This window comes from Candidatus Tisiphia endosymbiont of Temnostethus pusillus, assembly GCF_964264675.1.
GTDB lineage: Bacteria > Pseudomonadota > Alphaproteobacteria > Rickettsiales > Rickettsiaceae > Tisiphia.
In genome coordinates this window covers 180398-193052 of record NZ_OZ183472.1, presented here as the reverse complement: position 1 = coordinate 193052, position 12655 = coordinate 180398, and the positions used below count along the sequence as shown (strand labels likewise).

General features: G+C 34.5%; 10 protein-coding genes and 2 tRNA genes. 1 reads left to right on the top strand and 11 read right to left on the bottom strand.

Annotated features, from left to right (window positions below; translation table 11 throughout):
- Positions 1-12 precede the first annotated feature (12 nt).
- The 3 genes from tuf to ACFEL2_RS00920 all read right to left on the bottom strand — a co-directional run bounded on the left by tuf (position 13) and on the right by ACFEL2_RS00920 (position 1461).
- Positions 13-1197 (bottom strand): elongation factor Tu, encoded by a 1185-nt coding sequence (gene tuf / locus ACFEL2_RS00930; RefSeq protein WP_341748170.1) that lies wholly within the window; start codon positions 1195-1197, stop codon positions 13-15.
- Between the two features lie 84 nt (positions 1198-1281).
- Positions 1282-1355, bottom strand: a tRNA-Gly gene (locus ACFEL2_RS00925).
- Between the two features lie 20 nt (positions 1356-1375).
- Positions 1376-1461 (bottom strand) — tRNA-Tyr (locus ACFEL2_RS00920).
- A 592-nt stretch (positions 1462-2053) separates the two neighbouring features.
- Here ACFEL2_RS00920 and rlmB point away from each other — a divergent pair.
- Positions 2054-2785: a 23S rRNA (guanosine(2251)-2'-O)-methyltransferase RlmB gene (gene rlmB, locus ACFEL2_RS00915; protein ID WP_341751364.1), complete on the top strand. Its 732-nt coding sequence runs from the start codon at positions 2054-2056 to the stop codon at positions 2783-2785.
- On the opposite strand, the gene ACFEL2_RS00910 is transcribed toward rlmB, so the two are convergent.
- The 8 genes from ACFEL2_RS00910 to ACFEL2_RS00875 form a co-directional block, all read right to left on the bottom strand.
- Positions 2774-2944: a hypothetical protein gene (locus tag ACFEL2_RS00910; protein WP_341751365.1), complete on the bottom strand. Its 171-nt coding sequence runs from the start codon at positions 2942-2944 to the stop codon at positions 2774-2776. The genes rlmB and ACFEL2_RS00910 overlap by 12 nt on opposite strands.
- Before the next feature lie 363 nt (positions 2945-3307).
- Entirely contained in the window at positions 3308-4771 is a 1464-nt protein-coding gene (locus ACFEL2_RS00905) for a hypothetical protein (protein WP_341751366.1), read from the bottom strand.
- A 21-nt stretch (positions 4772-4792) separates the two neighbouring features.
- On the bottom strand, positions 4793-6346 hold the full coding sequence (gene secD, locus ACFEL2_RS00900) for a protein translocase subunit SecD (RefSeq protein WP_375332033.1): 1554 nt from the start codon (positions 6344-6346) through the stop codon (positions 4793-4795).
- Between the two features lie 3 nt (positions 6347-6349).
- A complete protein-coding gene (yajC, locus tag ACFEL2_RS00895; protein WP_341755305.1) occupies positions 6350-6754 on the bottom strand; it encodes a preprotein translocase subunit YajC in 405 nt (134 codons plus the stop codon).
- 137 nt (positions 6755-6891) lie between these two features.
- A complete protein-coding gene (locus ACFEL2_RS00890; RefSeq protein ID WP_341755306.1) occupies positions 6892-8334 on the bottom strand; it encodes a Ppx/GppA family phosphatase in 1443 nt (480 codons plus the stop codon).
- 30 nt (positions 8335-8364) lie between these two features.
- Entirely contained in the window at positions 8365-10134 is a 1770-nt protein-coding gene (locus ACFEL2_RS00885; protein ID WP_375332032.1) for a type IV secretory system conjugative DNA transfer family protein, read from the bottom strand.
- A 2-nt stretch (positions 10135-10136) separates the two neighbouring features.
- Positions 10137-11129: a P-type DNA transfer ATPase VirB11 gene (virB11, locus tag ACFEL2_RS00880; protein WP_341751371.1), complete on the bottom strand. Its 993-nt coding sequence runs from the start codon at positions 11127-11129 to the stop codon at positions 10137-10139.
- Positions 11126-12586, bottom strand: a complete 1461-nt coding sequence (locus tag ACFEL2_RS00875) for a TrbI/VirB10 family protein (RefSeq protein WP_341751372.1) — start codon at positions 12584-12586, stop codon at positions 11126-11128. Before ACFEL2_RS00875 ends, virB11 begins: the two co-directional genes overlap by 4 nt.
- Positions 12587-12655: the final 69 nt, after the last annotated feature.

The window sequence follows — 12655 nt, the reverse complement described above, 5'->3', positions numbered from 1 at the left end:
GACTATTTCTTATTATTTTATAATCTTTGATACTACACCAGCTCCTACTGTCCTACCACCTTCACGTATAGCAAAACGTACGCCCTCTTCCATAGCTATCGGAGCGATCAATGCAATTTTCAGATTCGCATTATCACCAGGCATCACCATTGTTTTACCATCTTTCAAAGTGATTTCTCCAGTTACGTCAGTTGTTCTAAAATAAAACTGTGGTCGATATTTATCTGTAAATGCTGTATGACGACCACCTTCTTTCGTGGTAAGTACATAAACTTCAGCTTCAAACTCAGTATGCGGAGTTATACTTCCAGGCTTAGCTAACACTTGACCTCTGCATACATCTTCCCTTTTAGTTCCACGCAGTAATATACCAACATTATCACCGGCTTCACCTTGATCTAATAGCTTCTTAAACATTTCCACACCAGTACAAGTAGTTTTTTGAGTATCTCTTATACCAACAATCTCTACCTCTTCACCAACTTTTACTATACCTTTTTCGATTCTACCAGTAACAACCGTACCTCTTCCAGAAATAGAAAATACATCTTCTATCGACATTAAGAAAGGTTTATCTGTATCTCTCTCAGGTTGAGGTATATATTCATCAATAGCATTCATCAACTCTTTAATCGCAGCTTCACCTTCAGGTTTTCCTTCTAGAGCCTGTAAAGCTGAACCTCTGATAACTGGTATATCATCTCCAGGAAAATCATACATTGATAAAAGTTCTCTGACTTCCATTTCTACTAAGTCAAGCAATTCTGGATCATCAACCATATCAACTTTATTCAAAAATACAACTATTGCAGGTACGCCAACTTGCTTAGCAAGCAATATATGTTCCCTTGTTTGGGGCATTGGACCATCAGCAGCAGATACTACCAATATAGCAGCATCCATTTGAGCTGCACCACTTATCATATTCTTTATATAATCTGCGTGACCAGGACAATCAATGTGAGCATAATGCCTTTTTTTAGTTCTATATTCAACGTGAGCAGTAGCAATAGTTATACCCCTTTCCCTCTCTTCAGGAGCTTTATCAATGTCATCATAATTGGTAGCCTGTGCTCCACCTTCTTTTGATAACACTAAAGTTATTGCAGCTGTTAAAGAAGTCTTACCATGATCTACGTGTCCTATAGTACCTATATTACAATGGGGTAGATCCCTTTCAAATTTTACCTTTGCCATAATTCATTCTCCACAATTTAAGATTTAATACAATTTAACATAAAAATACAAATTTATCCAATTTCCAATTATCACCAATACTCTTGGAGCGGGTGATGGGAATCGAACCCACGTGGCCAGCTTGGAAGGCTGGAGCTCTACCATTGAGCTACACCCGCGTATCTACCTAACCAACTTGTGGTGGAGGAAGAAGGATTCGAACCTTCGTACGCTCACGCGGGCAGATTTACAGTCTGCTGCCATTGACCACTCGGCCATTCCTCCAAAGAATTTACGCAAGTATTAAATGGTCTAATTAAACGTAAAGCATATATATAACTTAGTATAAGTACCAACAAATCTTCTTTGCTCTTTTCCAAGGACATTTGAACTTCGGGCTACAAGCCTTTATAAATAAGGATACAACCCTTTAATACATCAGTATTATTCCTGTGCATCGCATGGGTATCAACTTAAGAAGTCTCGATATCCTTCCCCGCGGCAGCAATCCAAAAAACAACCTAAATGGCTGTTAGGTATCATGGACTTGCCTACACGGGAAGAACATATTTTTTGTTATAAAGCTGAAACTCAAATGATCCCGGCTCTTTTCTCTTGAACTATCCTAGGTTCTGTGAACGTTTCTATGTAATGAGTAGATTTATAGGCATTTTCGCTCGCAGAACCGTAGCGTACTAAATGTACGTGAGGATTCGAGAACGAAAATAACGACGAAATCGACCATTAGATAGAAACGTTCACAGAACCTAAATAAGCTAATATTAAACTTACATTACTTCAGAACGTTTATCAGTTGTAACTTTCTATAATAAATAGTAGTTTGTGTCAAGAATAAATTACTCTAGGTTCTAATAAGATGAGAAATAAAGCTAAAATTTCTAAAGATTTGCACTATATATACGGCAAACATCCAGTATTTGCAGCATTAAGCAACCCAAAACGTTATATTCAAAATGTTTTATGTACAGAAGATATTTTCAATTTGCACAAAAATTTAATCTCTAACCACCCGTATGAAATTACCAACATAGATTACTTAACCCGTCTTTTTGGTTCAAATCATAATCATCAGGGAATAGCCGCTAACGTTAAAAGTATCTTCTCTAATCGTATTGAAGATATTGACATAACTATTCCTAATTGTAAAGTTGCTATTTTGGATCAAATAACCGATCCACAAAATATTGGTGCTATTATTCGTAGTGCAGCTTCTTTTGACATCACGACCATAATATTACCTCTAGATAATGCACCTGATGAAAATGCTACCATAGCAAAAACAGCTTCTGGAGCTTTAGAACTAGTACAAATGGTTAAAGTCACTAATTTAAGGTGGTCAATAGAATATCTAAAAAAACATGGGTTTTGGATTATTGGTCTTGATGGCAATGCAAAACAATCTTTAAGTACAAAAATATTTTCAGATAAAATGGCAATAGTACTTGGTTCTGAAGATAAAGGAATCAGACGTCTAGTTAAAGAAGCATGTGATCACTTAGTTAAAATACCCATTTCAAGTAAAGTAGAAAGCTTAAATGTCTCAAATGCTGCTGCAATAGCGTTTTATTTGATTTCATTAGACTCTTGATGTCATTTCCCTCTTCGGTAAGGAATCCATATTTTTAGTAGGAGGAATTCTACCAATCATTTCATCTAGTGATATTTGAAAATGATCCGCTAGGGCTATTATAATTTGACTATTTAAAGTTTTTTTACTAACGTCTACACCAATATAAGTTGTTGTCATATAGAGCCTCATGATTTATATTAATAATAGGATATGCAAGGTTTAAATCTTATGACATCCGTTCGTAGTCTTTATCCAAAACAGGATGGGTCTTTGCTGAGGTATGAAGTCTTTAAAATTCAAAGCTTCAATTCGACATACAGTTTACCCATCCTACCACTATATATAACTGATCATGTTATATTTATCATGGTTTTTTTATTGTATGAATTAGATATAAGAATTAATAATTCTTATATCTAATTAGCTTGTTATAAGGAAAAATATACTCTTGAAGCGGCTGACGCAAGTACATTTTAACTTTTTTCATCATTCAATATGTGATTTTAATTATTAAAATCACATATTGAATGGAGTGTTATATTATATTTCTTTAATTTTTGGTATTGGAGGTATTGATTTAGGATCAGGGCATTTACGAGTTTGGAACATTAATTGATCAATAGAATGCCCAAATTTATCAGTGCTTAGTAGATTTTTATTTATCCATTTTGCCGTTATCAACTTACCCAGTTCAGAATGAATAATTGGAATATCCGGTACGGCACTAGCACCTATCCCTGCAATTTTAATATGATAACCCTGTTTATCTAATCCATATTGTTGTAATACTTTATCAACTTCTCTTTGAGCAACAATTGTTTGGCGTTCAATATGAGGATTATTACTGACAAATAAAATAACAAAGTCTTTTTGTCTACCAAATTTTCCACTTAAAATTCTTTCAGCAAAATTAACTGCTGCATCATGAGCAGTAGTGGCTGTATCAGGCCTTTCGTTATTCTTGCCTACTTTAGTATTGATTATTTCAGTACGTTTAACTTGATCCTTATTAAGGAACTTGTTTACTAGGTCACTACTCATCAGGTCTTCTGTGAGTTTTCTCTCATTGCTGCTTGCATAATTAGGATAGAATCTTCTAGGAAAAAGACCTAATGGACATTCTTCTTGTGTTTTATATTGAATAAATGGCTGAGCTTTATTTAACTTAATACCGTAATCTTTAGCAAGAGACTCGATATATCTTTCACCTTCCTCAATACAAGCTGAATCATTTCCAACTAATGGTACAGTATCCAATCTATTAATATCTGCCTTTCCTTGCCATGCTTCTAGCAATTCAGTGTATGTTTTGGGGTTAATGCCATCGAGATTAGCCCATAAGGGTCTTGCTCCTGTTAATACTAGTACTAATCCGTTAACTTTAATTTGTTCTGTTAATTTATTATAATAGATTATACGTGTCAATAACCTAATTCTAGCTGCCCCGGCAATCCAAGCTTCGTCGTATTCTTGATAGTTAGGTTTTATTTCATTAATAAGTCCCAATTGTCTAGCATCTACAATATATTGAGACTTATATTTAGTCATCCAATCTCTAGTGGTCAGTTCATTCCGTTCCTGACCAAGATTAAGATCAAACGCATCCTGAGCAACAAATAGTAACCAATCTTCAATATTTCGTACATTTACCTCATTAATAGATTTAAATAAATTTTTACGCAATGATTTAGCATTGAATTTACTAGGAGCGTTTTGATTAGCACCAGCTTTAGCCAAACTGCCCTGAATCAAACAAAATATTTTGTCTGCATTAGTCTTGTCAAAACATACTAGATCGTGCCATAATTTTTGTGGTTCAAAATATCCAGCTAGATAAAAAATCTTTAACAAAGCTTCTTGCTGGGTTGGTGAGGTAAAACCTAATTTGCTAGCAGCTAATTCGAATCCTGAAAGTTCTGATGAATGTTTATAATCCCCGTATGTTACGCTGGTAGTTAGGGCAACTGTTACAGATAGTAGCATTCTTTTTAAGGCTTTAAGCATAATATAATTTTCTTCGTTTAATTATAACCCTAGATTTTTGGGCTTTTGATACTTAATCCAAGTATCAATCAACAACTTAGTAATAATAATCGCAGAGAACATAGATGATATTATACCAATAGTTAGTGTTACTGCGAAACCTTTTATACCTCCAGCTCCAAATATAAAAAGTAAAAATGCTGCAATCAAAGTTGTAACATTTGAATCAAGGATTGTAGCAAAAGCTGATTCAAATCCCATCCTTATGGCATATAGATTAGATACACCTTTTTTAAGTTCTTCCCTTATCCTTTCATAAATGAGTACATTGGCATCAACTGCCATACCAATCGTTAGGATTATACCAGCAATTCCTGGCAGAGTTAATGTAGCTTGAAAAAGTGACAATAACGCTAAAATATAAAGTAAAGCTAGGCTTAATGCTATATTGGCAAAAATGCCAAGAATTCCGTAAGACCAAATCATGAATATTACCACACTAACAAAACCAATCATACCTGCCTTCTTGCCTGCCTCTATTGAATCTGCTCCAAGATTTGGTCCTACGGTTCTTTCCTCTATTATTTTTAAAGGGGCTGGCAACGAACCAGCCCTAAGTAATAACGCTAATTCATTTGCTGATTCAACAGTAAAATTACCTGAAATTATACCGCTTCCTCCAAGAATTGGTTCATTAATTACTGGTGCACTTAATAATTTGTTATCAAGCACGATAGCAAGCCTCTTGCCAGAATTATTCTTGGTTATTTCTGCAAATAATTTACTACCAAGATTATTAAAAGAAAAAGCAACAGCAGGTTGGGAATTTTGATTGAAAGAAGCTTGGGCAGTTGTTAGCTGGTCACCACTAACAATAGCTTTTTTCTTAACAACTACGTAATATTCTTGCTTATTTTCATTTTCCCCTTTCACTAAAATTGAACCAAAGGGTAAATGTCCATTTAATGCTTGTTGTATGTTGGCAGTTTCATCTACTAAATGAAAGGTTAGTTTTGCAGTTTTGCCAAGAATATTTTTGAGTTGTTGTGGATTTTCCTCACCTGGTACTTGCAGTAATATATGTTTATCACCTTGCCTTTGTATGTTAGGTTCTGTTGTGCCGGTGCTATCCACTCTCATTCTGATTATTTCAATTGATTGGGCAATAACTTGATACCTTAATTCAGCAAGCTTCGAATCACTATAGCTAAGCTTAATATTAGTATTATCGTTTTCTACAGTAATTTCTCGGTCGACTTTACCTAATATCTTTTTGACCTGTTTATAATCTTCTAGGTTTCTCAATTCAAACTGCACCGCCTTGTTCTTAACAACAAGATTTTTATAACCTATTTTATCTTCCCGTAAATATTTTCGTAAATGGTCAGCTAGACTGTCCATTACATCATTTAAGTAACTATCAAAATCTACATCTAGCAATAGATGAGCACCACCTCTTAAATCAAGACCAAGATTCACCTTATGGTTTGGCAGTATTTTAGAATCTATAGTTGTAAAATTAGGTAAAGCACAAATAAAGGCTGCTATTGTACATAAAATAGAAAGGAATATTTTCCATTTAGGAATATTATACACAGCTCATTTCCCCTTATCTTTTTTACTTTTGGCACTAACTTCTGTTTTATGACGACTTGTAATATCAAGTATTGAAGATTTCAGAATTTTGATTCGTATATTTTCAGCTACTTCAAGATCTACCGTGTTGTCAGCATCGTTAATCTTGCTTACTACTCCGAAAATTCCACTATTAGTTACCACCTCTTCTCCTTTCTTAACGCTACCAACTATAGCCTCTTTCTCACGACGGCGTTTATCTTGTGGTCTAATTAGAAAAAAATAGAATACAACGAAGATTAATACCATCGGTACAAGGCTTGTTAATATTGATTGAGTAGATGATGATTCAGCTACTGGAGTTACTTCTTCAGTTTCTGTTATTGATATTGTATCATTGTTATCTGCATAGGCATTTTCTATAAACATATATATCTCCTGACGTATTATGTAAAAGTAGTTGTATTAATTTATTGTATACTCTTCTGCTTTGAAGAATTGTTTTTTGACAATGAGGAACTCGCGTACTCTAAAAAAGCTTGTACACTTGCAATATAAGACTGTTATCATTTTATTTCAATAAATATTTTTCGGGCGAAACCTATAGCTTTCAGACGTTCGCACACTTTTTCAAACACCGCTTTTGGTAAAATATTTAGTGTAGAAATTTCAATATATCTATTATCTTTTAACTCAAGAGAAAAAGATGGTGACTGAAATCTTGGTCCATCAATTTCCCTAGCAATTTTTATAAAATTACCTATTATATGACTATTACAATAATCGTATGAATTAATCATTCTTTTTGCTAATCTATTAATATATGTATCACTTCTTGCTGTATAGGTAAGTGCAAGAGCAATACTAAGCATCAACCTCTGACGATGACTAAAAGGAATATCTGAAGCTAAAATAAATTCAACAATAAAATTAGAGCGAAGAGTTTTATCGATATTTTTATTATATTGTGCAAGCATTATGACCAAAGTAATTATACTAATTGTTGTTGTATCTGGTTGAATTAAGATAGGCTTAATGACTTCTGTATAATTTTTGATATTACAAGTAGTTTCATCAAAATTTACTAATGTCTTGATTCTTTCATAAATAATATCTTTTTCCTGTTCTTCTTTAGGGAGACAAGCAAATCTCACACCTTCTTTTAAACCATAATTTGAAATTATTACCTTTTCAGGTAAAAAGACATTCAGCATAGATTTTGCCACCAAAACTGCGTTAGAATGAATTCTTGATTTATATTGTGTTCTCATACTATGAGCATGAGCTAATTTTTCGAGATATAGTTCAAATTCTCTACGATTTATTTCAAGGTTATGTAAGTTCTTAAGAGGATAATGAACAAACTCCATGTAAGAGCGTCCAATTAGCCTTAAAGCTCCTCCTATTAAGTATAAGTTTGGACAATGATACCCTTGTTGACATTGTTGTATACCCGAATGATTTGGGTATACCTCTCCAAACTCTTTGTTGATCATTTGGCTAATTATATTAATATCGTCAAAATGATTATTAGTGATTAAGCTAGTGCCTAAAGGTAGAGATTTTAAGATTCCCACTTTTTTGTCTTTGATTTGGGCAAGCTCAAGGCTACCTCCACCTAGGTCTGCTGCTATGCCACAAGCATCATTGATACCAGAAATTAATCCGGCAGCTGTAAGATAGGCCTCGCGATTACCAGAAATAATTTCAATATTAATATTAAATTTTCTTTTAACTATTTCTCTAAATTCTTCAGCTCTTGGATGCCCTCTAAGTACAGCAGTAGCAACGCATTTAACATCTGTTACTGATAACCTATCAAAAATATGTACAAAATATTGTAGTGATAAATATACTTGATGCTTTACTTCTAGGTCATCTAGATTAAGTAAATTGATAATATCACTTTTAAATTTATCATTGAAAATTTCTGGAGCTCCAAGTCTATCACATTCATAAACTACAGCTCTTATGGCATTATAACCAATATCAATAATGGCTGAACGCATAGAGTTTTATCTTATTGCTTACTTAAAAAATTAATCTTCTTTAGTAGTAGAATCTGTATTTTCTTGTTCCTCATCTACATTATTTTTATTTGGATCATAAGGTTTTTGAGTTGGAACAAATGTAGGCGGTAATAACCTATTTGTAAAGAACTTATCCTCATAATACTTAATTTTTAAAGATTTAATAGGTGGGAAAGATTCAATTAAAACAATTTGCTCATCTTTTGGTAATTGAATTACTTCTTGAGGCAAAAGCAGAGCTCTTGAAACTTGTGATACATTCTGCGTTCTTGTTGAAATATTAAGATCAAAAAATAGTGGTTTACTATAAGATCGTTGTTCAACTGTTTTATTACCCACTAGCTGTGATATCAGGTTGGCTGTTTCATAGTTATTAGCTGCAAAAGTAATACGATATGTAGCATTTGACAAGAATGAGTTCATTCCAGCATCCTCATAAGTTCCTTTGAGCTGCTGAGTATCTTGTATAATCAAGAATAGGCGAACTCTATATCCCCTGAAAAATGCGATACCAGCCTTAAATGTATCCATTTTGCCTAAAGTAGGGAATTCATCAAGTAGAAACATAACCCCATAAGGTTCTTCTTTTAAATCAGGCATTTTGCGGCTTAAAAACTCTGTAGCTTGCTGGTAAAAAACCTGCATCAATTTTTGTAAACGCTGTATATTATCCGGAGTTAAACCAACATAAACGCTTGTTTTAATCTTCTTAAACTCAAGTATATTAAAGTCAGATGATGCAGTAGCTGAGTCAATTAGCGGGTTTGCCCATAATTCTAAAGAAGAGTTCATTGTAGAGATAACACCTGAACGCTCTTTATCTGCTTTTTGTAGAAATGCAGCAATATTCATATAGGCCACAGGATGTATTACCTTGCCTAAAGTATCTAGAACTACTGCCAAGTTGTACACTACGTCATCACTACGCATTGTCCTGACCACTTCGCCAAAGGATTTAGTTTTTGTCGGGTCAGCAATTAAGTATAGTACTACACCAAGAAATAAACTTCGTGCTTCATTATTCCAAAAATCTTTTTCAGGCATAATCAGATTTGAGATTTTTTGTACGTCATCCACCATTTGACCTGGTTTGGTACTTACCCAATCTATAGGATTGTAACAATGAGTTATCCCATCAGGATTGGAAGGTTCCCAAACAAATACTCGTTGTCCTTGTTTCTGCCGCCATCCACTTGTAAAACCATGATTTTCTAGCTTAATGTCATGTACTATAATAGAGTGTTCCCAAAATAATAAATTAGGAATTACAAATCCTACCCCCTTACCTGAACCGGTTGGGGCAAAAAGCAAAGCGTGCTGAAATCCATCAGCAACAAAATATCCTCCGCTATTGGTGCCAAGCAACATACCATGCTTTGAACGTAGACCGGCTTTATCTACATCAGCTTCAGTAGCCCAACTAGCATCACCATAAACTTTCTCCGGTTGAATAAAAAATTGTAAATTCTTTATTCTTTTAAAATTTTTCCAGTAAAATATGATAACTATAATTGTCGGCATAGTAAGGGATAATATTAACTTAACTTTTAAGTAGTTATATGCTTGAAAAGTTAATTGTGACCATACACTAACTAGCCAATAAGCCCACTTATAAGCTATATCTATGGCTGTTAAGTCAACATTTATAGCTCTAATCTCGTTAGTAGTAAATGCAACTAGTACTCCACTAATCCATATAGTACAAAATACTACCAAAGGATGTATTATAAAATGACCCAGGAGATTACGGGTAAGATTTACTATTCTCTCCAATTCCATAATTAGCCCTGCCTATTCTTACTATAGTATATTTCTGAGACATATCTCTTCCCACCACTACCACGTTTTAATTGTATCACAATATCGACGACCGCTAATATATATTTTTTCACTTCCTCTGGTGGCATGCCTAAACTAGCTTGCATAACCATTAGCTTAAGTTGTTCTATGGCCATTGCTGGTGCATCAGCATGTAAAGTAGATATAGAGCCAGGATGGCCTGTATTAATTGCTCGTAAGAAACTAAATGCTTCAGCTCCTCTAAGTTCACCTACAATAATTCTGTCAGGTCTTAGACGTAAACACGCTTCAATCAAATCCTGAGTAGTAACTTTTGCACGACCTTGCCCCCCTTTTGAAGCGAGGAGATGTAATTTATTAGGGTGATTTGCTAAAATTACCTCCCTAGCATCTTCAACAGTAATTAATCGCTCGCTATTTGGAATTTCTGCTAAAGCAGCGTTAGTAAAGGTTGTTTTACCAGTTGATGTACCACCACTAATAATAATATTTTTTTTAGAAATTACAGCATGTTGAATAAATTCTTTTATTTTGTTTTCTTTTAAATAATTATTTAAGATTTTTTCATTCTCGTCAATTAATTCTCCAGTAGATGTTGAATCAAAAGCTCCCATCTTGGCATATTGATCTAGTGTAAGGTTCATTGGACTACCTTTCCTGATAGCATAGCCGACATGGCCTGGTTCACAAGCAGGAGGAAATACTATTTGGATACGATAGCCATTTGGTAGGGATGCAGAAAGTAAAGGTCTCTCCTCAGAAATTGTCTGATCAGTTGACTGAGCTACAAGCCTACCAAGCGATATAAGATGTTCAAAATCAAGTTCAGGTACTAATTTACAAAACATATCTCCTTTCTTCTCAATCCATACTTCTCCTGCTTTATTTACCATGATCTCATTAACACCATCTTCTGCAAACAGTTCTTTAAATGGTAATAGAAAAGTCTCTAATGCAGCAAAATTATCACTCATTTTATCAATCTTGATTTTCTTAGTACAGATTGAGGAAATTTATAATCTTTATTGACATAAATTTTAATTACCGTACCTTGATCTATGGTAATAGTTGGTTTAAATTCATGTTGCTGAATCATACCTTTCATAGTATCGCTGATATCAGTAAAAGCTTGTTTTGAAGCTGCTTGTGCTTGGGTTGGAGTGCTAGCAGTTGCAGTGCTAGTTAGCAAACTAGCTGCTGCATTAGTTACTGCAGTCATTAATGCAACAAGCCTTTGACCAGGCTGTGATCCAGTTGGATTTTGTGCAGTATTACAAGCCTGCATCATGGAAATATAGGCTGATGAGGTCTTATCGGGAATGGCGTTCATGACACTAGAACATATCTGTGAAATTTTAACATCCTCAGTACCAGAACCATTATTAATACTTTGTGCTAAACTTTGTATATTAGCAGCAACAGCAGCATTAGCAGCAGCAGCTTGTGAATTAACTGGGGGAGCTACCACTTTGTCAAGGGCATTGGCAAGTCCAATATTAAATGCCGATAATAATACAGCATTGGTTAATCGTTCTTTATATTTATTATCTACTCTTCCTTGCTCACCTTTCCTTCCAAGATTATCAACAGCTATAGCATCTAAGGTAATGGTATAACCGTTTGACAGATCAATACGATTCCATATTATTGCAATTCGACCATACGCTCCATCAATACCAGTTGTATAAGCACCAAAAATCTTTGATCCTTTAGGAACTAAAATAATCTTCTCCCTTTCAGAAAATACATCTCTGCTAATTATTGCCCTTACTTCTCCACCTAAATCAGTATTAATAGCAGTCTCTAGTACCGCTTCAATTATCTTACCACGACCAAGAACAAATGCCATATCTCCACGATCTTGAAAATTTGCTTCTTCGGCAATTTGACTTGGTGTTTTTTTCTCTGGAACTCCTGCAATTAATACTATAGAAGATTTTCTCTTTGCTTCACGGCGTTTCTTTTCCTCGTCACTTTCAGCTATTCCTCCAGGAAGGGGTGATGATACAACGGAAGGAAGAGAAACTTTGTCAGCACTATTATTATCTACTGAAGTAGTAGGTAAAGGAAGCTTTGGCACATCAGCAACTTTAGGGGGAGGAGGGGGTGGAGGGGGTGGAAGCTCCACAGGTGTTTCGAGTTTAGGTGCTTCTGGTAATTTTGGAATCTCTGGTAGATTTTTAGAATTATCTTGTGTCGGTTTAGTAATATCAGTAGGTGCTGATGGAGCTACCACCTCAGGTGGTTTATTATCAGCAATAAAAAGTTTAAAAAAAATAAATATAAAGACAGCAGAAATGACAAGTAGAATCAGAATGCTTTGCTTAGGATTAGTGGCAACTTTTGATAGCTCATTTTGAACTTCTGGTATGTCTTGTTCCTCTACACTCTGTGTACTGATTTGAGAAGAGGTGTTATTTTGCTTTGCCATAGTAAATTAATATCATTATTACGCGAATTTGGGATAAGAATTAATTAATTCTTATCCCGAATTGAGGTA